At 46.2% G+C, this 25,888-nt stretch carries 17 protein-coding genes; 13 read left to right on the forward strand and 4 right to left on the reverse strand.

Going from position 1 to position 25,888, the window contains the following annotated elements; genetic code table 11:
• The first annotated feature begins 127 nt into the window (after positions 1–127).
• Positions 128–913, forward strand: a complete 786-nt coding sequence (locus FPZ44_RS22000) for an ABC transporter ATP-binding protein (RefSeq protein ID WP_144993989.1) — start codon at positions 128–130, stop codon at positions 911–913.
• Entirely contained in the window at positions 903–2,192 is a 1,290-nt protein-coding gene (locus tag FPZ44_RS22005) for an ABC transporter permease (RefSeq protein ID WP_186786187.1), read from the forward strand. The genes FPZ44_RS22000 and FPZ44_RS22005 overlap by 11 nt, the downstream gene beginning before the upstream one ends.
• A 125-nt stretch (positions 2,193–2,317) precedes the next feature.
• Here FPZ44_RS22005 and FPZ44_RS22010 read toward each other — a convergent pair whose 3' ends face one another.
• Positions 2,318–2,698, reverse strand: coding sequence for a YybH family protein (locus FPZ44_RS22010; protein WP_144993993.1), 381 nt, complete (start codon positions 2,696–2,698; stop codon positions 2,318–2,320).
• A gap of 7 nt (positions 2,699–2,705) precedes the next feature.
• The gene (locus FPZ44_RS22015; protein WP_144994227.1) at positions 2,706–4,016 is read right to left on the reverse strand and encodes an aminotransferase class I/II-fold pyridoxal phosphate-dependent enzyme; all 1,311 of its coding nucleotides are present in this window, start codon (positions 4,014–4,016) and stop codon (positions 2,706–2,708) included.
• Positions 4,017–4,264: 248 nt separating this feature from the next.
• On the opposite strand from FPZ44_RS22015, the gene FPZ44_RS22020 reads away from it, so the two are divergent.
• On the forward strand, positions 4,265–5,050 hold the full coding sequence (locus FPZ44_RS22020) for a helix-turn-helix domain-containing protein (protein WP_144993995.1): 786 nt from the start codon (positions 4,265–4,267) through the stop codon (positions 5,048–5,050).
• Between the two features lie 142 nt (positions 5,051–5,192).
• Positions 5,193–5,534: a DivIVA domain-containing protein gene (locus FPZ44_RS22025; protein WP_144993997.1), complete on the forward strand. Its 342-nt coding sequence runs from the start codon at positions 5,193–5,195 to the stop codon at positions 5,532–5,534.
• 113 nt (positions 5,535–5,647) lie between these two features.
• Here FPZ44_RS22025 and asd read toward each other — a convergent pair whose 3' ends face one another.
• Entirely contained in the window at positions 5,648–6,460 is an 813-nt protein-coding gene (asd, locus tag FPZ44_RS22030; RefSeq protein WP_186786198.1) for an archaetidylserine decarboxylase, read from the reverse strand.
• A gap of 154 nt (positions 6,461–6,614) precedes the next feature.
• A complete protein-coding gene (locus FPZ44_RS22035) occupies positions 6,615–7,736 on the reverse strand; it encodes a YheC/YheD family endospore coat-associated protein (RefSeq protein WP_144993999.1) in 1,122 nt (373 codons plus the stop codon).
• A 133-nt stretch (positions 7,737–7,869) separates the two neighbouring features.
• Between FPZ44_RS22035 and FPZ44_RS22040 the strand changes: the two genes are divergently transcribed.
• From FPZ44_RS22040 to FPZ44_RS22080, 9 genes are all read left to right on the forward strand, one after another.
• The gene (locus FPZ44_RS22040; RefSeq protein ID WP_144994001.1) at positions 7,870–9,045 is read left to right on the forward strand and encodes a glycosyltransferase family 4 protein; all 1,176 of its coding nucleotides are present in this window, start codon (positions 7,870–7,872) and stop codon (positions 9,043–9,045) included.
• Positions 9,046–9,088: 43 nt separating this feature from the next.
• Complete coding sequence (locus tag FPZ44_RS22045; RefSeq protein WP_144994003.1) at positions 9,089–18,772, forward strand: WIAG-tail domain; 9,684 nt, start codon at positions 9,089–9,091, stop codon at positions 18,770–18,772.
• A gap of 154 nt (positions 18,773–18,926) precedes the next feature.
• On the forward strand, positions 18,927–19,874 hold the full coding sequence (locus FPZ44_RS22050; RefSeq protein WP_261378478.1) for a glycosyltransferase family 2 protein: 948 nt from the start codon (positions 18,927–18,929) through the stop codon (positions 19,872–19,874).
• 5 nt (positions 19,875–19,879) lie between these two features.
• Positions 19,880–21,235: a glycosyltransferase gene (locus FPZ44_RS22055; protein ID WP_144994005.1), complete on the forward strand. Its 1,356-nt coding sequence runs from the start codon at positions 19,880–19,882 to the stop codon at positions 21,233–21,235.
• On the forward strand, positions 21,232–21,996 hold the full coding sequence (locus FPZ44_RS22060; RefSeq protein WP_261378479.1) for a glycosyltransferase family 2 protein: 765 nt from the start codon (positions 21,232–21,234) through the stop codon (positions 21,994–21,996). The genes FPZ44_RS22055 and FPZ44_RS22060 overlap by 4 nt, the downstream gene beginning before the upstream one ends.
• A 12-nt stretch (positions 21,997–22,008) precedes the next feature.
• The gene (locus FPZ44_RS22065; protein WP_144994007.1) at positions 22,009–22,743 is read left to right on the forward strand and encodes a sugar phosphate nucleotidyltransferase; all 735 of its coding nucleotides are present in this window, start codon (positions 22,009–22,011) and stop codon (positions 22,741–22,743) included.
• Positions 22,740–23,903, forward strand: a complete 1,164-nt coding sequence (locus tag FPZ44_RS22070) for a GT-D fold domain-containing protein (RefSeq protein WP_261378480.1) — start codon at positions 22,740–22,742, stop codon at positions 23,901–23,903. Before FPZ44_RS22065 ends, FPZ44_RS22070 begins: the two co-directional genes overlap by 4 nt.
• A 29-nt stretch (positions 23,904–23,932) precedes the next feature.
• Complete coding sequence (locus FPZ44_RS22075) at positions 23,933–25,366, forward strand: glycosyltransferase family 2 protein (protein WP_261378481.1); 1,434 nt, start codon at positions 23,933–23,935, stop codon at positions 25,364–25,366.
• Between the two features lie 218 nt (positions 25,367–25,584).
• On the forward strand, positions 25,585–25,878 hold the full coding sequence (locus tag FPZ44_RS22080) for a nucleoside-diphosphate sugar epimerase (protein WP_144994011.1): 294 nt from the start codon (positions 25,585–25,587) through the stop codon (positions 25,876–25,878).
• Positions 25,879–25,888 lie beyond the last annotated feature (10 nt).

The following is a 25,888-nucleotide window of genomic DNA, read 5'->3' on the forward strand; positions in this document are numbered from 1 at the left end:
AAAAGAAAATAGCAGCGCGATAGCGGGCACGTCCAGCAGCTTATCCCAATAAGCAGGCAGGGCGTGCTTTGTTTATTCGCTTATAGCTTGCGGATTCGATATAATGGCATAGAGAGGTGAATGGAAGATGAATCCTTTATTAGAGGTCAATCAATTAACAGGTGGATACAGCATCGGCAGGCCTGTTGTACATCAGGTAACGTTTGCTGTGAAGCCTGGTGAAATGGTCGGCTTGATCGGCCTGAATGGCGCAGGCAAAAGTACGACGATGAAGCATATATTAGGCTTGCTTGATCCACAACAGGGACAAGTGCTAGTCAATGGAAAGCAGCTTAGCAGCGGGGCTGAGGCGTATCGTGCAGCGATAGCTTACGTGCCGGAATCGCCGCTCATGTATGATGCGTTAACCGTGTATGAGCATTTAGTCTGGTCAGCTACTGCTTATGGCGTAACCGAACAACAATTTGAAGAGCGAGTTGATGAGCTTGCGAAGCTGTTTCATATGGAAGCTCATTTACATAAGGCCGCGCAGCATTTATCTAAGGGAATGAAGCAGAAGACGATGCTGATGTGTGCGTTTATCGCACGTCCTCCACTCTACATTATAGATGAGCCGTTTCTAGGGCTGGATCCGCTTGGTATTCGCTCGCTGCTTCAATATATGAAACGGATGAAGGAAGAAGGAGCTGCTTTGCTTATCAGCTCACATATCCTTTCTACCATTGAGCAGTATTGTGATCGTTTTGTCCTGCTTCATCATGGCAAGGTGCTTATTGACGGTACCTCACAGCAATTGAAATCGGGCCTTGAGACTCGTGGGGTAGCCATGTCAGAGCAAGCTCGTTTAGAAGATGCGTTCTATGCTTGGGTCGGGGATGATAGCGTATCATCGGAGGTTCCTGATGAGAGATAGCGTTGAGCGTTCAGCGAGTACTTCTCGAAGCTCGTACGAACAAGCTGATGTGCGCAAGTGGATACATCCAGAAAAACTATGGGCGGATCGAGTATTCTCGTATTGGCAGTCGATCATTCCTTACGTAGGGTATGTAATTCGAAGTGGATTCGGATTTATGATAGCCTTGTTATTTGTTGCAGGAACAGCTCTATATGCATCTTACTTGGAGCGTGTACCAGCAGACTTTCCTGTTCGATGGTTGGCATTGGCTATTTTAGTGCCTACGCTTGTTCATATGACGTATCGGACATTTATCGTGGAAGCAGACCGTGTGTTTTTTCTGCGTATTGCGCATAAAATGCAGCCTTATTTAAGACGGAGTGTTCGATATAGTCTTATTCCTCGACTGCTGCTGACGGCAGTTGTATGGACAGTCATTTGGCCTATATATCAGCGGGTGGAAGTATCACCTAAGCCTTATTTGTTAATGCTTATCGTTTTGCTAGTATTGAAGCTAGTCGTAGCTTATGGCGTATGGGTAGAACGGCATGTGACAGATAAAGATTCTTTGTTTTGGCTTGATTGGTCACGTAAAATCGTATGCGTACTATTTATCTGGGCTTGGTTGTGGTTTCCTATACCCGCCGCAGGTCTGCTCTCGGGAGTGATTGGCATTGTTTATTTGTTGGGGCTCCGTCGTGTGTCTGTTTTAACTTTTGCTTGGGATGCACATATGGAGGCAGAACGTGTTCATCAACAGCGAATCCAGCAATTTTTAAGCAGCTTTGTAGACTTGCCGGCAATGGATGAGCGAAGATATGCACGACCATGGATGAATTTGCTCGGCAATCGCTACTCATTCCGTCAACCCTATGCCTACCACTACATGTTGGCCAAGACTATTATACGCAGCGAGTGGTTAGGTATATGGATGCGTTTAACGGTGATCGGAACGCTGCTTATTACATTTGCGAAAGATACGCCTTGGAACGGATTGCTGCTGCTGTTATTCCTTGTAGCTATTAGTGCGCAAAATCGGACCTTGTTCCAACTTCATAAGCACGATGTATGGTACCAACTGTATCCGCTTTCTCCAAGTGCGAAGAAAGATGCAGCACTAACATACAGCTCAGCATTTCATCTCCTATCTGCGCTTATCCTGCTCGTACCTGTTATACTGGGTTCTACTTCGATCATGTACCGAGCTGCAGCAGCAGGAATCGCTGTTTTGATCGTAGGATGTACTCGATGGTCTCGTGGACGCTCGAAGCTGCAAGATGAAGATGAAGAAGATTAATGCAAAATAAGCCGGGAGTACAAGCCTCTTTACCGACTATCGGTAGAAGCTTGTGCCCCGGCTTTTATAATGGAACGTTTAGTTCCGTTCACGTCAAAGTATTAAAAATTATCGGGAAAGCCTACTTAGGATTCTTTAGGCATCCCACTTAGATGCTCATGAATCAATTTCCACTGGTTGTTATCTTCTCGAACAAATACATTGGTAGCTCGACCGCTGCCAGATGCAAATTCACCATGGATATATCCTTCCCAATGATACGTGTACAAGCAGGTAGCTTGAACTTCGCTCATAGCAATCCACTGCATATCAGAGGCAGCGTATACTTCTTCTCGTACGAGATCCCACGCTTGCTCGAAATAGTGCTGGATTTCATGATGTGTTCTGCACGTTCGATTGGAGAACCAGTAGACCGCATCAGGATGAAGCAAGGTACGAACTTGATTGAAATCATGTGTGTTCGTGGCTTCTATATAGTTAGCTAGTGCCTGTTCATAGGTGTTCATATCAATATTACTTGCTCACTTTCGATGAAGTCAGATCAAGAACACCTTGATAGATCGTATCAAACAGCTCAGGCAGATGTTCTTCTTCAATACAAGAGAATGCAACGCGAAGATCCGTCTCACCTAGAGCAATTGTGCCGATGCCGTACTGCTCCAGCAAGTGGACACGCAGATCTTCAGCGGACACCTTGCTAAGACGCAAGCACATAAAGTAGCCGGAGTTGAAAGGATAATAGCTCCAAGCACCTTCATATTTACCGCTGTCGAGCAAGGATTTGACGACGTTCGCACGAGCTTTCATAATGTTAAACTTTTCTTGCTTCTGTTCCGCAAAGGCAGGTGACTGAAGTGCCTTAAGCACAAAAGTTTGAGAAGGATGAGGGCCGCTCGATATGGTCGAACGAATAATACCCATAGTCTTCTGCTCTAAGGCAGCAAGCAGCTTTTCGGAAGTAGATGCATAGGTGATGAACCCTACACGGAAGCCCCATACATATTCTTCTTTCGTTGCGCCGTCTACCTTCACTGCTAGTACATTTGGATGCAGAGATGCCAACGCCCCAAATAGAGATTCTTGTACGGAATCTTCAAAGAACAAGCCGTAGTAAGCATCGTCTGAGACAACGACAAGCTTCATTCCGTTCTCAGCTGCCTCGCGAATAACGGACACAATAGCTTGCGCTTCTTCTCCTCCCGGTGTATATCCTGTCGGATTGTTCGGGAAGTTAAGCAATATGATTGCTTTTCCTTTGCTGGAATGCGCTTGAAGCACTTGGCGTAAACCATCACTATTGAATTTCATTTCGTCGTTATATAAAGGATAGTAAGCTATTTGTGCACCGCGACGAATATTGAAAGTTAGCTCGTAATTCTCCCAGTTCTTATCGGGCATCACGACGATATCGTCTTCATCTGCAAACAAATCTGCAACGATGCTTAAGCCATGCGTCAATGCATTCGTCACGATAGGATTGCTAATAAGCTTCCCTTCCAGAGAAGGTGTTTCTTTGAAAATCTTTTCCTTCCAAATACTGCGAAGCTCAGGCTTACCAGCAGGAGGGGCATATGGATAAAGATCCTTTGGTTCGAAGGCGGACAGCTGATCTTGGATGACTTTTAGATGCATGGGTCCTTTGCCTTCTGTTGCAATACCGATTGTTGCATTGAATTTTTTCGCTTTAGCTGATGCTTCAGCAGACTGGTTCAAAATCCCCTCTTTAGGGAAATAAATGAGCTGTCCAAGGCGGGATAACATGCTGTACACGTGTTCATTTTCTTGACGAATGGATTCATTCAATTGCTGAGCTAGTGGGTTCATCATCTTCATCCTTCCAACGTCGATAATAATCGGTTACACAATGCCTTTATTATAGCACTCGCAGGAGAGATCGTCATCGTCGTAGTGGAAAAGGGTGGATATTTATAGGCTGCTATTTCGAAAAAGAAGAAATTGGACAAATGAGAAGGAGAAAACATGTAATTAAATATCGAAATGAGCAGGAAAAAAGCTTATGCTTATATAAATGAAATAGAATTAGTTTAAGCACGGAAAGGGGAGTATACAGATTGCTGCACGCATCAGCGTCTTCTTATGTACTTAAGCCAGGAATTGCTAAAATCACTTGTGAACCGAATTGGAAATGGCTGAAGCGGGAGAAGCCGCTGGAAAACTTCGACTTATTCTATGTTTGGAGTGGAGAAGGACAAGTCGTGCTCAATGATCAACCTTATGAAGTAAGTAAGGGAAGCTGCTTCTTATTCAGGCCTGGCGATCATACGAGTGCAACGCATCATCCGCAGAAGCCATTAACGCTTACCTATATTCATTTTAATATTGATGCTGATGTTACAGCTATACCGAAGCCATATCGACAGTTAACGGAGACGGTAGACTTTGAGCATTTGCTAGCACGATTCGTTCGATTGCATGTGACGCAACCTTTTGGAGCTGAGGTAGAAACACAGCTTGTATTGAAGCAGCTGATGATATATCTTCTGCGTGACGAGCTTGAAGAACCACAGGACCGGAAATTAAGCCAACAGTTAACGATGTCTGTTCATGAGGTTGCTAACTATATTCGGCAAAATCCAGGACTTTCTCATCGGATTGAAGATCTAGCCAAGCGGGCGCAGCTGTCGCCGCGTTATTTCTCTGTTAAATTTAAAGAGCTTATCGGTGTATCTGTACAAAATTATATTATTCGCTCACGTATTGAGCGGGCTGAGCATTTGCTTCATCATGCAGGCATGAATGTGACGGAGGTAGCTGACGCCTTAGGCTATCGAGACATCTTCTTTTTCAGCAGGCAGTTCAAGCAGTATACCGGAAGAAGTCCTTCTGAAATAAGATAGCGAAGCCGGTGATACTTTTTACACGATTCTGCGTACATATTTAAGGCACTGTGGAAGCAGCTGCTGGTATGAGGAATGAAATACAGCCTCTTTCTATGATAAAATAGGCGTACATAACTTTATAGTTAAAGAGGGGATTAACTTGTCTAATCAAAGCAATTTGAAAGAGTACGGCATTTTGTTAAGCGCAATCGAAGTTCATGGCAAAGAATTTTCTTCTCGTATGCGCGGTTACGATGCAGATGAGGTCAATCATTTTTTAGACCAAATTATTAAAGACTATCAAGCGTTTGAACATGTTATTGCTGACCTAGAGAAAGAAAATAAAGAATTGAAGCACAAATTGAATCAATCGGCACCCTCTGCGGCTCCTGTGAGCCTTAGTGCTGCTGTGCCAGGCTCAGGTCAGTCACAGCAATTGGAAGATTTGTTGAATCGCGTTCGTGATTTGGAGTTCCATTGTTGGGGACGAACAAAAGGGTAACGAATATACAGATTCCGAACCTGCATAGGTAAGTAAAAAAAAGCATCCCGTATACGATTATAAGTCGTAATACGGGATGCTTTTTTTCGTGTTTTGTTGTGAAAGCTGCCAATTTAGTGTGTTGGTCGTTTCGTAGACTTGGCATGAAGGGTACCTAGCGATTCGCCCATCTTCACACGTGAACCAAGCTCTAGATCGGAACTAGGCGTGAAGGTGTCGTTCTCTGTAAGCAACACGATCGTAGAACCGAATTCAAAATATGCCATATCTTGTCCACGCTCATAGGCAGGAAGCACGGCATCGTCTGCATAACGAATGCTGCTTACATTTAATGCTCCAACTTTGACGACAGATACCTCGCCCTGTTCATGGCGAATATACGTTATCAGTCGCTCATTGCGACTGAGCACTCTTGGCATATGGCGCAGGCCAAAGTCGTTAACAGGATAAACTTTACCCGGTACATGCTCACTTTCGACAGTTGTGCCTGTTACAGGGGCATGGATCCGATGGTAATCGGTAGGGCTCAAGTAAAGAACGAAGAAAAATCCATTCTTGTACTTCTGTGCGTGAGGAGACTGATGCAGCAACTCCTCCAAGGTGTAGTCTTGTCCTTTGACATTAAGGATAACACCTTCCTTGATCGTACCCATTCCAGTAATAAGCGCGTCAACAGGACTTAGCAATCTGTCGGTCTCCTGTACGAGCGGGCGCTTGCCTGGCTTTAGCTTTCTTGTGAAAAAATCATTCAGTGTCGCATACTCATGCAAAGCTTTCTCGGCTTCTTCCACGTTAATTCCGTACGACTTAGCGAACCTTGGAATAAGGGGGCGGCTAGCTCGAGAGTTGGCGAACGATCCTGCTGCTTGTGACACCCACTTGCGGGATGACAGCTCCGTTAGAAGACGCAACAATCGCTTCATCATCATTTGTTATCACCTATATTGTTGGGCGCCTCAATAAGCGTCCGTAGTCATCATGGAAACTGTCGCTTCCTTTCGACTATCTTGACATAGAACGCTTTAATTTTCAATAACGGATCTGGTATTCGCAAATTGAGCTTCTGAATCACTTGATCGTTTAGGACGAAGAAGATGGTGGTTGAAGCAGGCTGGCTCCATAGGCAATAGGGTTTTCATACGTAGCTTTCCATAATTGAAGTAGCTTTGCTTCTTTGAAGCTATAGCGCTGATCACGTCCGTTGCACTCAATAAACAGTGGACAACCATCAGGTGAAATGCCAATGTCGAGCCCAAAATCAGCGACGTTCGGAAGGATATTGGCGAGCACATGAGCAATGTGAAGGGAGAAGTTGGATACACGATTTAATAGAACTTCCGCAGTAAAATTAGGGAGTGACGCTCCGACTAGCTGCTCGAAAGGGACGACCGCTCCTCCCTGAGCTACATTCGTAACAAAAGTTGTAGTAGGAGCTACTTTGCCGACTACACCGGTTATTTTCCAGTTTCGGTCAGAACACTTCTGTACGGAGACACGTAGGTCGAATGGCCTTCCAGCATATTTGGATAGAGGCAAGGTTTGTTGAACGAGATACGTGGATTTAGCTTTGCGGATTCGATTGAGAATGACTTGTGGGATGACCTCTCCTGTTGTGCGTTGTTGCTGCCAGCGCTGCTTACCTAATCGTGGAGTAGTAGGATAAATAGCTTGCCAGCCGCGGGAGGTGCGCTCCATTTTCATAATGCCTTTGCCAACACTGCTATTGTTTGGTTTTATGATGAGCGACTGATGCCGCTTCATAAGGGTGTGTATCGTTTCTTCAGAAGCAATCTCGGTCTCGGGGAGGAATGGATAGAGGTACGGATCTTTACGTAGTATTTCATGGATGGTCATCTTTCCGTAGCGATTTACTTGATTGTATAGGATGTAGCCGCGATCAATGATCGTTTGAATCTTTCGATCATAGCGAGGATTTGTATAGATGGCTCGATTGTGAATTACTCGAGGTAGTGCAATTTTACGAGAAACATAACGCTTACCTTGGCGCATATAGGCTTTCACCTGCATAGAATGCATATCTACGTCTTCAAGGCGAAAGTAGACAGGAATTACCTCATGCCGGGATGCCGCTTCCTCATACCATGCTAATTTCTCTTGCCCTGTCTTGCCAACAGCTACGCCTCGAAGCATACGATCATTGAACAATATTCCGATACGTTTATACATGGAGCTGTTGGACATGGACAATGCACCTCACTCGGATAATCGTTATGTAAGCTTTCCGAATCCATTGTATGCATGCAAGAATAAGTTTGTTTGGGCTTGTGCAGATGAGTGATATGAACATTGTTGAGGAAAGGAGGTGTGCTGTGCTGTGCGAATTCCACGAGTAGCTATCATTACACCTGGCACTTTTCCTATACCATCTGGTTCCAGCAGTTCAGTCGAACGAGTCGTTGAGCATGTGGTCAGTTTATCTCAATCTTCGATGAAGGCGATTATCTATGGCAGGCGTTGGCCTGGGCAGAGTTCGTATGGCTTTGTGGGAGATGTGCCTTGTGTGAGAGTTTCATCATCAGGCGCTCGATCGTATGTAAAGCAAATTATACGCCAGCTGCGCGCTTATAAGCCGGATATTATTCAGATTGAAAATAGACCTCGCTTTATACGCACGCTGCAGCGGGCGTTTCCCCATGCACGTATATGGTTGAATCTGCATTCGCTAACGTTTGTTTCATCAAAATATGTACCGAGACATGTACTAACAGAGTTGCTTCAGAAAGTGGATCGGATTTGGGTGAACAGTCATTATTTATACCGCCAAGTAGCTGCATTGGTTCCCTCATGCTCTTCTCGAATCGTAATCAATTCGCTTGGGGTTGATCGAACACGGTTCAAGTCACGCTGGAGCTTGGAAGGGGCTGCAGCACACATCGAAGGCAAGCGATCAAACGGATGGGAGCATAAGCAAGTTGTCATGTATGTAGGACGTCTCATTCCGCTAAAAGGAGTTCATTATTTTTTGCAAACTATTCCACAATTAGTGGAGAAACATCCTGACACGATGTTTGTTGTAGTGGGCAGCGCTTTCTATGGCTCAACTCGCAAGACGAAGTATGTGCGCAAATTGGAGCAGTGGGGAAGTCGCTACCCCCAGCATGTTCGGTTCATTCCTTATGTACAGCATGAAGATGTTCCGAAGTGGTATGCAATGGCTGATGTTGTGGTTGTACCGTCTGTTGATAAAGAGGCATTCGGCCTCGTAAACGTGGAAGCTATGGCAACAGGCGTGCCTATTGTTGCTTCACGGGCGGGGGGGATTCAAGAGGTAATTATGAATGAGGAGACAGGGATTCTTGTACCATCTACCCAATTAAAATTGCAATTAGGCAATGCTATTTCCCGACTGTTGCAAGATGTTGAGCTTCGTGAACGAATGGGGCGTGCAGGTGTGCGGCGTGTTGAACAACTTTTTACATGGGAGCATACAGCAGAGCGTTGGATGAATGAGGTCCGGGCAAGTGACAGCGGTACACCAGCCCGCATATGATACCCTAGGCTTAGACTGCAGCCCGCAAGAAAGGAGAGAACTCATGAAGAAGAAGAAAATAACACGACCTCTTCAGCCTACTGCTCAAAAACCGAAGAAACCACTCTATTACGTTGATAATCCACATACATCTGAGCTTGGAATGTTGGATAAGATGATGAAGAAAAAAGGGCAGGACACGAGACATAAGCAGGCAAAGCTCAACGCTTTGGCCGAATTTCCAGTTATGTCTTCGGAGTTAGAAGAGATCGATTTGATGGAAGATCAAGAAGACGGTTTCGTTGCAAAGTCAGGTCGCCATTCATCGGATACATTTGAATTGGAGGATCACGACGATGTAAGAGAGCATGTTTTTACGGAGGATGAGATAGAAGGAACGGAAGTCGATTCTGCTGTAGCCCATCTGGATAAAGCTGAGCAGCTTGAGTACGGTAGGATAACTCCAACAGAAGATGATAAGGAGTTTGAAGCAGGAGAACATGATCCAGTAATTTCATCTCGGGAAGCAGGTAAAGTTGGAGAGCGGAGAGAGCGAGAGCGCAATGAACGTAATGAGCGGAGAGTAAGACGGGAGGCCCAGGAAGAGGAAGAAGCATCTTCATCCGCTGCATCCGGTCGCTCAGAACAAGATCGAACGCCGAAGCGTGCGCAGGATCGATATCAAGAACGTAACAGACGCAGAGAATCAGAAAAGGTTGTTCAAGAAGATGATTCAGCAGACTCTAGTACTGGATCGGAGCAGCACCAATCGGTATCGGCTTCGTCGCCTGATCATGACGTAGAGTCAGAAGGAAAAGGATCACGGAAAAAGGCGACATCTGTGCAAGAAGATAAGTCTCACTCCCCCACTTCAGCGCAAGAGGAACGGCAAGCTGCGAATAAAGAGCAGTGGATTGCGGAGAAGCGGGGATCTCAGCGTTCTAAAGCATTTATTTACACAGATGACATCGCAGCAGAAGCGGTTACCACTGAGAAAATAGCGCCTCACGCTATCGATGGGAGCAAACTGAAGCGCGAAAGTGTTGATACGGATACGATTCGCGATTACGCGATAAACGCGATCAAAATAGCAGATGGTGCAGTGACGGGATCAAAACTTGCACTAGAGTCGATCGCAGGAGAGCATCTGATTCGAAATGCCATATCTGGTGGGAAAATTCGGGATCGTTCGATTACAGGCGAGAAAATCCGTGATGGCAGCATAACATCTGAGAAATTGGCTGATAAAACGATTGATTCTTCGAAGATTGCAGAAGGTTCAATCGATACGAAACATTTGCGGGCGCTCATTATTTCAAATGAATTGATTCAGGATCATTCCATCACGGCAGATAAAATCCGAAGCGGCTCGATTCATACCGAGAATCTTGGAAACGAGAGTGTGGATACATCCAAACTTGGTGAAGAAGCAGTTACGACGTCTAAGCTAAGAGATGGTGCCGTAACCGCGGAGAAACTTGCCCTAGGAAGTATTAGTAAGGAGCATTTATCGAATAACAGTGTATCAGGCAGTGCCATTGCTGATCATACGGTAGAAAGTCGACATATAGCTGAAGAGCAAGTGCTGACGGAACATTTGGCTCCGGGAGCAGTTAGTGCGCAAAATATCCAAAAAAATGCCGTACAAGGGCAGCATATTTCAGTTGGCGCGATTCAATCTCAACACCTGCAAGAATATGCAATTCGTCAAGAACATATCGGCCAAGGTGAAATTCAAAGCTGGAACGTATCCGATCATGCCATTACTTCCGGCAAACTAGCCGATCAAGCGGTTACGACGATCAAGCTTGTAGAACAAGCGATTACTTCTTCCAAAATAGCCGATCAAAGCATCGTGCCGTCCAAAATAGCGGAAGAAGCTATTCAGTCTCGCCATATTGCGAGACAATCGATTGAAGCTCCACATCTTGCACCTGCTGCAATAGAAAGTCAACATATTAGCCCTGATAGTATACGGCGTGAGCATATTAAAAATGAGTCCATCGATGAGCGGCACTTGAGTGATGGTGCAGTCACTTCATACATTATTGCTCCCGAAGCGGTACAATCTCAGCATATCGATAAGCGTGCCGTAGCTACCGAACATATTCAGGACAGTGCTATTCATACTCCTCAAATTGCAACCAGCGCTATCGTAACCGAGCATTTAACCGATGCGGTTGTAACTCGCAACAAGCTTGCAGATTGGAGCGTAACATCCGCCAAGCTGGCAGACGACAGCGTACAATCACGACACTTGCAGCAGAGCTCTGTCACTTCACAGGCAATTGCATCTGGCTCTATCCTCGATACACACATTGCACCCGATGCTATCCATTCTAGCCATATTCGTGCCCAATCCGTTGATACAGGCATGCTAAGAAATGAAAGTATTTCTAGCGACAAATTGATGCCCCAAGTCATTCGAGACCGTCATATTGGTCCTGGTGTGGTATTCTCTCATCATCTAGCAGACTACGTCGTCACCTCACTCAAGTTATCGCCGGAAAGTGTATCTACCGATAAAATTAGCGATATGGCTGTAACGGCAAGCAAGATCGCCCAGCAAAGTGTGACTGGAGATAAAATTGCTGCTGGCAGTATTGAGACTGCCCATCTAATTGAGGGGGCTGTCACGAGTGATATCATAAGTAATCATGCGATTCAGTCCAGTCACTTGGCTGCAGGCATTATAGCTACAGAGCATTTACAGGCGGAATCTGTAGCGGAGCACAATATTGCTTCAGAAGCGATTACGACTGAGAAGATTGCTCCACAGAGTATTCTTTCGAAACAATTGGCGATTGGCAGTGTTCGTTCTCCTCATATTGCAGATGAATCCATTAGCAGCGGGCATTTGCAGCTGAACAGTGTAAGTACCGCTCATATTCAATTACAGGCGATTACCGAGCAGCAGTTATCCGAAGGTAGTGTAGGAGCTGCGCAATTGCAGCCAGATAGCGTTAGTGAGTTCCACATTCGAGAAGGCAGCATATCTTCCACGCATTTGAGAGAGCAGGCGGTGCAGGAGCAGCATATTGCTCCAGGTTCCATACAGCAGACACATTTGACCGATAGGCTTATTGGCGAACAGCATCTAGAACCGCAATCCGTATCAGCAGATATCATCCAGGATAACAGTATCACTTCTGATAAAATTAGTGCCAATGCTGTGCTCAGCAAGCACATTGCATTAGAAACGATTTCCGGCAAGCATGTAAGAGTAGATGCCATTCAAGGCTATCACATTAAAAAAGGCAGTATTAATACATCTCATCTTGCCTCTGACATCTTAAGTGGTGATCAATGGCCAGATCAGAGCATTGCTGGCAGCAAGCTGAAGCCTCAAGGGATTACGAGCGGACATATCGTAGAAGAAGCCATTCAGTCCAATCACATACAGCAAGAAGCTGTAAAGACGGAACATGTTGCCGAACAGGCGATTGCGAGCAGACATATCGCGGATTATGCAGTTGGCAGTGAACATGTTCAAGCAGAAGCCATTAAGAAAGAACATATCCAGTCCGATGCAGTATCTACCGCTCACATCACACGCGATGCCGTGCAGAACTATCACATTGCACCTGGACAAATCGAAGCTAGACATTATGCTCCGAAGTCCATTAAAGCAGAAGCCATTGAAGAGCAGTCTATTCACCGCACTCATATAACCCCTCAGGCAGTAGGAAGCGACCAGTTAGAACCAGGCAGTGTTGCACGTCAGCATATTGCTTTGAATGCTGTAAGTGCAGAGCATATTCAGCACTCTGCAATTGGCTCGATTCATCTGCAATCTGAACTCATCGATGCACGTCATTTGAAACCAGGGATTGTGACATCGGAACATCTAACAGAAGGTGTTGTACTTCCGCATCATCTGCATGAGCAAATTATCGAAGAGTCTCATATTCAGTCCAATTCGATTCGCTCGGATATGATCAAAGATGGTGCAATCGATAATACAAAGCTTGCTGATGGTGCTGTAAGTAAGAGTAAGCTTGCTGAGAAATCGGTTAGTGGAGCCCATATTGCAGAGAACACAATCGAGAGCCATCATATTAGCAAAGGTGCTGTGGAAGGCGAGCATATTGGTGCTTTGGAAATTACGAGTGAGCATTTGCAGCCGATGTCTATTGGTTCTAGACATCTTGGTGAAGGCATTATTCATAGCGAGCATCTGCAAGATGAAGTAGTTTCAACGGAAAAATTGAGCGAGCATGCGGTTACAAGTGAGAAAATAGCACCGAAGTCGATACGTAGTGAACACATAGAACCTTATGCGATAAGCTCCTACATGCTGCAAGATAACAGTATTATTGCAGAGAAGCTAGCTGATGGCAGTGTAAATGGGGAGAAAATCGGCAAACGCACGATCAGCAGCTCGCACTTGATGAATCAGTCCATCCAATCCGAGGTTATCGGCAATAATGTAATTGAATCTCGCCATATTGCAGACTTTGCGATCCGTACCCAACATATTGGAGAAGGGGAAATCAATCATCATCACTTAGCAGAAGCCTCTGTCCAAGGGGAGCATCTGCAGCGGGGACTTATACAGACCGAGCATTTGACTGATTACGTGATTACGAGCGATAAGCTGCGGCCTGGCTCTGTAGGAAGTGAAAGCTTATCTGTGGGAGCTGTAGCAAGCGCTCATATTCAGCCTCAAGCCATTCATTCTGCATTGATTGAGGATGGAGCCGTAACAAGCGATAAGTTGGGCCAGCACAGCGTTGGTTCGGAGCAGCTTGGCCAAGGTGCTGTGAATGCCGTTCATATCGTACCAGATGCAGTATGCGCTGAACATGTTGCTGAAGGGGCTGTCGGGTCTAGACAGCTCGCATCCCAAGCCATTCATGCGAACCATATTCAAGATGGTGCTGTAGCTGCCCAACATTTGCAAGAGAAGTCAGTTGCTCCTTCTCATATCCAACAATCTGCGATTCGTACGGAACATGTTGCAGATGAGTCGATAGGGTCAGAGAAGCTGCAAAATCGAGCTGTTCATAGTAAAAAGCTTGCACTGAAGTCAGTTGGAGCTGAGCATATACAAGATGAAGCGATTCATTCTGCTATGCTTCAACCGAACAGCGTGGATAATGAAAGAATTGCGAATGGGGCTATAACAGGTCTGAAAATTGCCTCAGAGTCGATTCATTCTTCTCATTTGAGAAACGAATCGGTTCTGGCTGAGCATTTAGGCAACGGTGTTGTCAATTCCCGTACGTTACGGGCCCAAGCAGTGGATTCCTCCCATATTGCAAACGGGGCAGTCCGCAGCGATCATATCGAAGTTCAGGCGATAGGCCCACATCATTTACAATCGTTCGCGGTTATGTCTGAACATCTTCACGATGAGGCAATTACACAAACAAAGCTGGCAGCAGGAGCGGTTACAGCCGAAAAGATTGCTCGCGGCGCGATTAGTGGTGATCTGCTTGCAGAGTCAGCGGTGTCCTCAGCTGCAATCGCTTCTGGAGCTGTAACAGGGGATAAAATAGCGCTTGAAGGAATAGGGACAGAGCATATTGCGCCTCAATCGATACAGGAGGAGCATCTAGCTTCTCAGGCTGTGAAGTCAGCCCATATTGCTCCACAAACTGTCCTAGCTCAACATATTCAGGCTGGCGAAATTGGAGCGGAGCATATGCGCCCGATGTCGATAGGCCCTGAGCATTTGAAGCCAGGCGTCTTCCAGCTAGAGCATTTATTTACGGAAAAATGGGATGGCAGTCACATCAATGATCGATCCATTTCGTATCAGCAACTGGTGGATCATACGATCACATCCGAGCAGATCGAGCCTTATGGCATTGAGTCGGAATCTCTTGCGATTGGAGCGGTGACGCGAGAAAATATTTCGCCAGAAGCGGTTCATTCTGAGCATATTGCGCCTTCGTCGGTTCGGGGGGATCATCTTGCAGATGCCAGTGTTCAGAACGAACATTTTGCAAAAGGTGCGGTAGATACCGAAGCACTCGCAGATTGGAGTGTTAGCGCTGCGAAGTTGGCTGCGGGTGCAGTCCGCTCAAGCCATTTGGCCGATATGGCTGTATGGTCCCAGCATATTGTGGATGAGGCGATTCATTCAAATCATCTTCTCGAATCTTCAGTGGTTCGTGAGAAAATTGCTCATCGAGCTGTAGACAGTGATCGAATCGCCATTGACAGTGTAACAGGCATGCACATTCAAAATGAAGCTGTCAGCGCTCGTCATCTTACACCTGATGCGGTATCTGGGAAGCATATTCAAGCAGATACGATAGCAGGTGTGCATATAACTGCTGATGCCATTGATGCATCACATTTATCTGCTTTGTCTGTTCGGGGACATCACTTAGTAGAAGAAGTAATACACAGTCACCATCTTGCTCAAGACTCTATCCATGCAGGACACTTAAAAGAAGAGATAATCGAAGCGCGCCATCTCACTCCGAATTCGGTTAAAGGCGAGCATATCCAGCTTCATAGCATTACAACTGACCATCTCACAGAAGGCGTGATCGGGGAGGAGCACCTACAGGAAGGAGCAGTCACCTCCAGAGCTATTCATCCTTCCTCTATTGATAGCACTCATCTTGCTCATGCAGCAGTAGGCCATGATCATGTTCAACCTAGCATTATTGACGCTGAACATGTACGGCCTAATGCGATTGCTTCACTCCATCTTCAAGATCAAGCAGTGACTTCAAGCAAAATGGGGCTGGAGGCTGTACAAGGCAAGCATTTAGCAGAGGGTGCGGTGTCGTCCTATGTGCTTGGTGCCTTTTCAGTCACAAGTGATAAGGTAGCGCCTGATACGATATTGCCTGAGCATCTCTCTATTGGGGCTGTTGAAAGCAATCATGTTTCACCTCAAGCGATACGGTCAGAACATCTCGCGGTGCACTCGATAAGCGCTCATCATATTGGCGCTGGAGAGATTCAAGCTGAGCATTTGCAGCCTCAGGCGATAGGTCCAGAACATTTAAAGCCAGGCGTCTTCCAATTGAAACATCTATGTGGGGACGATCAAGGTCTAGATGGCTCCTTTATTCTCGATAGTTCGCTTACTGGTGAGCAATTGGCTGCGCACACGATTACATCCAAGCAGATTGAGGCGCTAGGTATACAAGGCGAATCGCTTGCTGAAGGTGCAATAACACGCGCGAAGCTCGCGGTTGAAGCTGTTCATGCGGAACATCTTGCGCCGACTTCTATTCGCAGTGGCCATATTATGAATGAAAATATACAGGGTAGGCATATTGCTGAAGGTGCAATTAGCGGAGAGAAGCTGGCAGATGCGAGCGTTACTTCTCACAAGTTGGTCCATGGCTCCATTCAAGCTGACCATCTTGCTGGAGCTTCCATTCACTCTATTCATCTTGCAGAGGGAGCCATTCGTTCAGGGCACTTGCAGGAGCTGTCTGTACTTCGGGAGCACATGGCCCATCGTGCGGTAGACAGCGAGCAGATTGCAACGGATAGTATTGGCGCAGAACATCTTCAAGTCGATGCCGTAACATCACGCCATCTGGCTGCTACAGCAGTAAAGGGCATTCATCTTTCCCCTGAGAGCATTCAAGCTGTTCATTTGCAAGATATGGTGATCGAAGAGCGTCATATCGGAGATCATGTCATAGGCGGAGAGCATGTAAGACCGTTCAGTATTATGGCAGATCATCTTTCTCCTTTATCGATTAGCGGCGAGCATCTTCAAGAGGGATCGGTAACAAGCCATTCCATTCGTCCGCATTCTGTGGAGAGCATTCATCTTGCCAATGAAGTAATTGGCGCTAAACAAATGCAAGCTGATTCGGTTACGGCGAAGCATATTCAGCCGAATGCGATTGCTGCTCAGCATGTGCAGGAACAGGCAATTACTTCGGAAAAAATTGCGTTTGGTGCTGTAGGCGAGGATCATTTGGCATCTGATTCGATTCGTGAGGATCATCTTGGCGAGAATTCTGTATCTACAAGCGCACTCATGCCGAAGTCCGTCACAAGTGATAAGCTGTCTATTTGCGCCGTGCAGTCTGATCATTTGATAGATGAAGCTATTCGCTCTAATCATATTGGTACAGGTGTCATTCGAGCATCGCATATTCAGCCGATGTCGATTAATCAAGAGCACCTGACCGCTGGTGTCATTCGCGAGTATCACATGACCGTGGAGGCTGTACAAGGGGCTCATATTGCTCCTTATGTCATCGAATCAGGGCATTTGCAGGACTCAGTTGTAGAAGAACGTCATCTCGCTTATCAAGCGGTGAAAAGTGAACATTTGCAGCCTCAAAGTATAACGAAAGATCATGTCGCGCCATCTGCCATTAGTGCCGATCATTTGCAAGAAGGTGCAGTTACTGCCCGTGCGATTCGACCGTTGTCCATTGAAGCGGCTCATCTTACTCCGGGCATGATCAATGCCGAACATGTGCGGGTGCATGCCATAAGCAAACAGCATATTCAGCCTGAAGCTATAGCGAACGAACATTTGCAAGAAGGCAGTGTTGGTTCAAGCAAATTGGCTCCAAATGCAGTGACTGCCGCACATCTTGCTCATGGCAGCGTGCAAGCGGGTCACATTGCGCATGGAAGTGTGCAAGCAGGGCAAATCGCCCACGGCAACGTGTTAGCCGTGCATCTTGCTCACGGCGGTGTGCAAGCGGCACATATCGCTAAGGGGAATGTGCAATCCGCCCATTTAGCTCTTGATAGCATACAGGCTGAGCATATTGCCAACAATTCTGTGCTTGCTGAGCATTTGACAACTGGGGCAGTAGAGACCGATGCTATCGCAGATTTCAGCATCATCTCATCCAAGCTGGCGCTTGAATCCGTGCAGGGCGATCACCTTGCAGAACTGTCCGTAGCTTCACAGCATATTACAGATGGAGCGATTCGCTCTTATCACCTGCAAGAGCTGTCTGTCATCCGTGATCATATTACGATGGGGGCAGTGGATGGAGACCGTATAGCGGTAGACAGCATCAGTGATGGGCATATCCAAAACCATGCGATCTTGGAGCGTCATCTTGTTGATGAGTCCGTAGCAGGCAGGCATATTCAGCAAGGTGCGGTTAGCCATTCTCATCTCGCAGCTGGAGCAGTGGCAGGAGAGCATATTGCTGCTCAAGCAATACAGTCTCCTCATTTATCACCTTGTGCGGTCAAAGCTCGGCATGTCGGAGTCGGGGAAATTATAGGCGTACACATTCAGCCTCAATCTATCGGCGCAGAGCATATTCAGCAAGGTGCGATTCAATTCAAGCATCTTAACTTGGAAGATTTGAGTGGAACGAAGCTGCTCGATCAATCAGTAGGCGGCGAAAAACTGACTGAGGGTGCTATCCAAACATCCCACTTGGCAGAAGCAAGTGTAACGAAAACGCAAATCGCTCCGCTTGCGGTAGGCTGGAATCAGTTGGATGAGTCGCTCAAACAAAAACTTGCTAGTCTAGAGTCATCCGGGGAATTGGCGGCTTCTCCTTCCGACACTGTTCACTCAGCAGGAGATCGTAAAGTACCGCTTCAGCAGTTTGGCAAATCTGATTTTTCGTTTGACAACTTCGCTGAAACCTTAGAAGTGAACTTGACCTTCGATGAAGCTTATGAAGATGATCAGTACGTTGTCGTTGTCACGGCTAATCATCCCTCCTGCTACGCGGTCCTTAAAGAACAGTATCCAACGCATGCCGTAGTAGAGCTAATTCGTACGAGAATAAGCCCGACGCCTAAAGGACAGCTCTCTTGGATTGCGATCGGTTAAATGAACGAACGTAGGCTGGATGTATCATACATCCAGCCTATTTGTGTGCTGCCATTTAGAAATCAGGTCGTCTGTACGCTTGCCGTTACCGTGTGCGCATATAACCATACAATATGGATAGCGATACACGATAAAGGGAGTTAGGAGGATGAGGATGCCTAGGATGAAGCGTAGAATGCGGAGCAGGAGGAAGGTTCAACCGAAGCTAAAAGGCAAGCAACGTGGCGTACAGCGGCGTCGAATAACACGAACAGGTCGTTCACGCGGCCGTCCCAATGCGGTACGTTATGCTGCCAAGAAGAGCAGTAAGTCGTCACTGCTTTCAACAGCTGACACATACGATTCCTCGCATTATCGTAATGCTTATCATCATAACCCCATCGTATCTGTTATTATTCCTGTCTTAAATGAACGGAAGACGATTCGCCGCGTCGTCCTGGAAGCGCGACGGATCCATCCGCACACGGAAGTTATCATTGTTTCTAATGGTACGACAGATGGTTCAGATCGTCTTGCAGAACGGGCAGGAGCCAAGGTGCTGCGATACAAGCAAGCGCTTGGACACGATGTCGGTCGTAAGGTTGGTGCAGAAGCGGCAAGAGGTTCAATTCTGCTGTTTATTGATGGGGATATGGTACTTGCGGCTAAACAATTACAGCCATTTGTGCAGGCGATAAAGAATGGTGCCGATGTAGCATTGAACCAATATTCTGGTCCAAAGCAGCAAAGAGATATACATCCTGTTGTTTTGGCTAAGCATGCACTAAACGCACTGCTTCAGCATTCAGAATTGCGTGGAATGTCGATGACAGCAGTACCGCACGCGCTGAGTCGCAGTGCTCTGCAAACAATTGGTGTAGAACATCTTGCTACTCCACCTGTAGCCCATGCTATTGCCCTGCAAAAGGGCCTGAATGTGAAAGCTTGTACGTATATTCCTGTAGGTAAGCTGAATATGCGCCGTGCCCGTTCGACTGCTGCAGATCCATTAAAGTTAGTTGTGGACAACGATCATATGCAAGCAATTCGTTGGTTGCTGGAGCATACAGATCGTCGGGGTGGATTAACAGACTTGAATCGGCAGCGGCAGCAAGTGAGGTGATTGGCATGCAGGCATCGGCAAGTGAAGGGCGATTTAGGCGGCGAGCCGGCTTCAATCGGAACCGTGGAAGAACAGCAGCTGTGCGGCGGCTTAAGTCACATTCTTCTCCATCGCGGTCGCATAAGCGAGTCACTGAACAAAGTTATGTTCGGCGAACTTCTCGCTCGAAACGTAAAGAGCATCCTACGTTGAAACGTGTGCAGCGTTCGAGAGCAGTAAGAAAAGCGAGTTCATTGAAGACGATGCAGCGTTTGAAGCGCAGCAAGCAGGTGATGAGTCCAGTGCGAAAAGTGGATGATTTTCCATTATATCGTGGGGGATTTTCGCAAGTGCGGTCAGCAGCCAGCCAACTGCTTTACAGCAAGCGTTCCCTCCGAGCGGCGGGAAATAGAGATGCTGCGCAGTGGGGGCAAGCAGATAGGGAGTTGTCTTCCTTGCAGCTTACACGCCAAATGAATCAACGTTTTAGCCAGGCATTGCAATTAGAAGGCATTGCCTCTACTCCTGACGCCCATACAAGCTATGCGGATATGATCGCTCTAGGGCGTAGCTATGCTGAAGGATACGCGGATGTTCGGAATGATGTTGGTGCAGATGTTATTCTGCTTCCGACATCAATGAAGCTTGGCGCGGTGCTATGTGCTTATAACGAGCAGGATAGCATTGCTACAATGTTGAAGCAGCTTGCTAAATTGCCGCTGGATGAGATCGTAATTGTTGTGAATGGTTCGGTGGATCGAACGTTTGAGCTTGCTAGAAAGTCGTTGCCAGAAGCAGTTGTTATTCATTTTGAAAAACCGCTTGGCCATGATGTAGGTCGTGCAATAGGTGCGAAGCTGCTGCAAGTGGATGCTGTATTATTTACAGATTGTGACTTTTCGATCGATGCGGAGCAGCTAGGAGCTTATCTGTGGAGTGTCGCCACTGGTGTAGATGTAGCATTAAATGATATCCGCCCTTTCATGGATAGGTTTGAACAGCAGGATGGTATTAGTTACTGCAAGCAGTGGCTTAATCAGGAGCTTGGACGGTCTGACTTGGCGATGAACTCCATGACAGCGATTCCTCATGCGTTAAGCAGAAAAGCGATCAGCATGATTGGCTATGAAGCGTTGTATGTGCCGCCGAGAGCACATGCTTTGGCTGTGCTGCATGGATTGAACGTACAAACGGCATGTGCCGTCGATGTGATTACACAGAATCGTTTACGTACTACGAATATTGGTGTAGGAAATCCAGTAGCCCAGCTTATTATCGGTGATCATATGGAAGCATTGGAAACAGTGTGGAATTGGAAGCGGGACGAATTGAATGCCGTACAATCGGAACGCGCCGATATTGCTTGGAGGAGGAATAAATGATGGCTCTCCAGCAAGAAAAAGCTCCATTAACAAGTATCGTTATACCGACATACAACCGCTGCGAGCTGCTTCGTTCCTGCGTTGAAGCAATCCACACCTATACCCATACACCCTATGAAATTATAGTCGTAGATAACGGTTCCACAGATCAGACGTTATCGTATTGTCTAGAGGAAGGGCTTACCTGCATTTCTTTGCCCTCTAACACAGGCTTTCCATATGCCTGTAATGCAGGAATGCGCTTGAGCTCTGGAGACGTTGTCACCTTGTTGAATAACGATGTTATTGTTGCTCACCGTTGGTTGGACCAACTGTTGGCAGCGCTGATGTCGGAACCTCAAATTGGTATCGTTGGTCCTGTAACCAATTATGCGAGTGGCAAGCAGCAAGTCCACCATCCTTACGATACGATAGAACAATTCCAACATATCGCTTATAAAGTGAATCAAAAGCCTGATCCGTCTAAATGGCTTCGCGTGCAGCGGGTTGTAGGACTGTGTTTCGTTATGAAGCGAGCTGTTGTGGAACGAATCGGATATTTGGATGAGCGCTTTAGTCCTGGTCACTATGAAGACGATGATTATTGTCTGCGTGCCAAAATGAATGGCTTTCAACTCGTTGTGTGTGAAGATGCGCTTGTTCATCATTACGGCAGCCATAGCTTCAAAGAGCATGGCCAAGAACAGTTGGACCAATTAATTGCACGCAATTATGAGCGCTTCAAAGAAAAATGGAGCGTAGATCCACATCAGTTCATTTAAGGAGGGAGAAAGGTGAAAGGGATCATTCTAGCCGGTGGAACTGGTTCACGCTTACTGCCTTTAACGAAGATGATGAATAAGCACCTGATTCCGATAGGTAAGTTTCCGATGATTTACTATGGGATTGAACGATTAAAGGAAGCGGGCATTACGGAGCTGTTTATTGTGATTGGCAGCAAGTCCGTACCTTTATACGTAGACTTCATCGGAAGCGGCCAGTCTCTAGGTGTGCATGTATCTTTTTTAATTCAGGAGGGAGCGGGAGGGATCGCTCAAGCATTATCTTTAGTTGAACCTTTTCTAGCTCCGAATGAACGTTTTGTTGTGTTGCTGGGAGACAATTTATTTCACGATAGTCTAAAGCCCTATTTACAGCAATTTGAGAACCAAGGCGATGGTGAAGCACTAGTACTGCTTAAAAAAGTAAAGGATGCGCATCGTTACGGGGTTCCTGTGTTGGATGAGCAAGAACCTGAGCGCATTATTAAAATAGAAGAAAAGCCTCGCAAGCCCAAATCCAGCTTTTGTGTTACAGGCATCTATATGTACGACACAGCCGTGTTTGAACATATCCGCCATATATCTCCTTCCGCTCGTGGTGAATTAGAAATTACAGATGTGAATAATGCCTATGCTTCTAAAGGATTGCTGCAATATAATATTTTGAATGGGTGGTGGACGGACGCCGGAACGTATGAATCGCTGCATGCTGCGCGTATTAAACTTGGAAGGAGAGGGAAGCGATGAGCCCTGTTACAGCTTCTTCACACCGTCGTCGGCGTTCTGCTGTCAAAGAGAAAGGGTTCCGAAAAAGACGTCGTGTGAAGAAGCGCATGAGTAAGCTGCGCACGAGTCTTGGCAGTGTGCGGAATGGAGTACGCTCTCATAAACGCAGTCAAATCATTCGCCGCTCTTCCAGTTTGAAGCGACAACCTGCTGCTCCCTCGCCTGATGGTAATTCTAACGATCCCCCTCCCACTCATGCTCCGTCTACTGTTAATGAACCCTCACATGCTTCCCAAGCCGACATGGCGAATCTTTCAACAGAAGCTGTTAAGATTCAGGTCGAACCAAAAATAGAGTCAGAAAAATCGTATAGGAAGGCCTACAGAAAAGGAAAGTACGATGGAGGAGAAGCTTTGTTGTCAAAGCTCATTCCAGAACATCTTATTTTACCGGATATTTCATTGGAGCATATTATTGCCTTGGGCTTTGAACAAGTTAAACATCTTCTGCTGCCTCTTACTGATCCTTTTGTCATCTTTGTAGAGATGAAACAAGCGCTGTTGGAGGGGAGACCACTTTCGGTCGTTCGACTTGGAGATGGAGAACTATTGGCATTAGCACATGATCGACTCATATCCTCTCAAGAAATTCGTGATCACTCCCCGTTCGTTGCTACTTCTGGTTTGACGGTACCTGATCATGCAGGGCGTGAAGCGCTGGCGGAATCGGTACGAAAAGCTACTTATGTAGGCGTTCCTATTTCAAGGCTGCCATACTTCCAAGGTCTTTTGTATCCTGTTTGTCGTGAGTACGGTCTATCTTTGCAGCATATGCGAATTACCTATTCGACGGTGAATTATTTAATAGCGCAGCTTGGCTATTTGCAACAGCTGCTGCAAGGAAGAAATGTATTGCTTATCGGCAATGCAGCTCAAGAGCTAAGGAAAGTGCTATCGAAGCGAGGTGTCATCATTAGCGGTATGATTGCATCAGTGTCAGGAATGAAGGACATACCTCGTGTCATGAGGGAAGCAGCTTCTATTCCATTTGATATAGCTTTAGTGTCGGCAGGCATTCCCGCTGTTATTATAGCGGAACGTATCGCTTCTGAGCTGGGTAAAGTTGCTTTGGACTTTGGTCATTTAGCAAATAGGCTGGCAGAAGGGGAGCTGAGCTTTTAAGAGTTGTTCATGAAATGGAGGTGGACGTATTGTCACGACTATCTCAGCAACTTAAGCGCGCTGGACAGACAAAGCGTAATCACAAGTTGCGTAGTACGCCATTAAAACGCTCAAATCGGAGATTAAGGTTTGCTAAAGAACAATATAAAAAAGGATATGCAGCAGGGTACCAAATGGGCATTGCTTCTGGAAAGGAGCAATTCGACCATCACATAGACGGAACTAGCATTATTATTCCGACTTACAACAAGTTGAATATGCTCAAGCAATGTATTGCTAGTATTCAGCAGTATACATCAGAGGCTCACGAAATCATTGTAGTAGATGATGCTTCAACGGACGGCACAGCTGCCTATTTACGCAAACTATCAGGGCAGATTCGCTATCAGATTCATGACAAAAATTATGGCTTTGCAGGATCGATTAATACCGGCTTGAAAATGGCAAAAGGCAAAACGATATGTTTGCTAAACAACGACATTATCGTTACAACAAATTGGCTGGGTAATTTACTGCATTGCTTAGAAAGTGATCCTGCGATTGGTATGGTTGGTCCTGTAACTAATTTTATTAGCGGCGAACAACAGATTGAGGTTGCGTATGGCACGAATCAAGAAATGCAGCAATTTGCACGGCAATACAATGAGCAGGACGCGAGTAAATGGAAAATGGTTGAGCGAATAGTCGGGTTTTGCATGCTGTTTCATAAATCCTTTTTTGAAGAGATTGGCTACTTAGATGAAGGGTATAGGATCGGGAACTTTGAGGATGAAGACTTCGTCATTCGTACACGTCTGGCAGGTCGAAAGCTAGCGATTGCTGGAGATTGTTTCATTCATCATTTCGGAAGCCAAAGTATGAAAGAGCTTGGCGAGCAACTGCAAGATATTTATAAAAAGAATGAAGCTTTCTATCAGCAGAAATGGAGCAATCCTTATGAGTGGGTACAGCGGGTGACGGAATGGTCCGAGTCTAAATCTAAAACTAAATCTCTATCTATGTCGACAAAGAATGAGATGGAGACAGGAGTATCCCTGCGAGCGATTTCCTTCTATCCGACACATATTGCGGTTACGGGGCTGAATGGAACAATTTTTTGGGTGGAGCAGGGTATAAAGCATCCTATTCGAGGCGCATATCCTTTTCCTACTGTTAAGCTGTCTCAAATTGAACTATTGTCTTGGCCCACAGGTTCGGATATAGAAGCGGACAGAGCGGCAGAGAAGTGGCGGAAAACGACGAATCAAGACGGTTCTGTACCTGACGGGGGCGTTTTTGTTACAGAGCATGGCCGTTGGTTTCAACGAGATGGTATTACATGTCGTGCTGTTATAAGCGAATATGCGCTTAAGCAATGGAAACTGAATGATCGGGTAATGTCACGATCAGAGGCGGAGAAACTGCTGTGGGAAGAGGGGTTGCCGATTATGGCTCCTCCCGTCTTTGTAAACAGCAATTTGTGAGCGGTATAAAATCGACTTGGGCATGCAGGCTGCAGCGGAGATTTCGTGTCTGCATGCTGGTCGATAGATAATCATTTTATATACAACAGCAATTGATAGGCAGATGACGGTGAGCTTTAGCTCATGAGCGGCATATCGTATATCAATCTAGAACGAAATTGAGACAGCGAGCTCTATTTCATGCAAAAGGGACCATCGAATGAACGGAGGTACGACCGATGAAGCCTGAAGATAAAGTAAATGAAATCATTGTCCATATGGCTCACACCCATAATCAGATGGCAAAAATATTGCAGGCAAAGCGTCAAGTTGCCGTTAGAATGTCACAGCTTGTTCATGCTGTTCCGGATGAGCTCCCTCAAATCGAACATATATCTGAGGTTAAGGTGCAATCAGGACAAGTTACGCGCTGCCTCATCGATTATATGGTAAGTATTGCTGATCTGGAGGACGCGATGGCCGAGCAATTGAAGCTGGTGTTGAAGGACCTGCAGGAGCCCGAAGAAGAATAAAAAAGCAGTT

The organism is Paenibacillus agilis, from assembly GCF_007786455.1.
GTDB lineage: Bacteria > Bacillota > Bacilli > Paenibacillales > Paenibacillaceae > Paenibacillus_B > Paenibacillus_B agilis.

Excerpts from the sequence above, each read along its gene's own strand:
- FPZ44_RS22045 (WP_144994003.1), top strand. The coding sequence starts at position 9,089 with ATGAAGAAGAAGAAAATAACACGACCTCTTCAGCCTACTGCTCAAAAA.
- FPZ44_RS22000 (WP_144993989.1), top strand. The coding sequence starts at position 128 with ATGAATCCTTTATTAGAGGTCAATCAATTAACAGGTGGATACAGCATC.
- FPZ44_RS22015 (WP_144994227.1), bottom strand. The coding sequence starts at position 4,016 with ATGAACCCACTAGCTCAGCAATTGAATGAATCCATTCGTCAAGAAAAT.
- FPZ44_RS22005 (WP_186786187.1), top strand. The coding sequence starts at position 903 with ATGAGAGATAGCGTTGAGCGTTCAGCGAGTACTTCTCGAAGCTCGTAC.
- FPZ44_RS22050 (WP_261378478.1), top strand. The coding sequence starts at position 18,927 with ATGCCTAGGATGAAGCGTAGAATGCGGAGCAGGAGGAAGGTTCAACCG.
- FPZ44_RS22080 (WP_144994011.1), top strand. The coding sequence starts at position 25,585 with ATGAAGCCTGAAGATAAAGTAAATGAAATCATTGTCCATATGGCTCAC.
- FPZ44_RS22070 (WP_261378480.1), top strand. The coding sequence starts at position 22,740 with ATGAGCCCTGTTACAGCTTCTTCACACCGTCGTCGGCGTTCTGCTGTC.
- FPZ44_RS22055 (WP_144994005.1), top strand. The coding sequence starts at position 19,880 with ATGCAGGCATCGGCAAGTGAAGGGCGATTTAGGCGGCGAGCCGGCTTC.
- FPZ44_RS22010 (WP_144993993.1), bottom strand. The coding sequence starts at position 2,698 with ATGAACACCTATGAACAGGCACTAGCTAACTATATAGAAGCCACGAAC.
- asd (WP_186786198.1), bottom strand. The coding sequence starts at position 6,460 with ATGATGAAGCGATTGTTGCGTCTTCTAACGGAGCTGTCATCCCGCAAG.
- FPZ44_RS22060 (WP_261378479.1), top strand. The coding sequence starts at position 21,232 with ATGATGGCTCTCCAGCAAGAAAAAGCTCCATTAACAAGTATCGTTATA.
- FPZ44_RS22035 (WP_144993999.1), bottom strand. The coding sequence starts at position 7,736 with ATGTCCAACAGCTCCATGTATAAACGTATCGGAATATTGTTCAATGAT.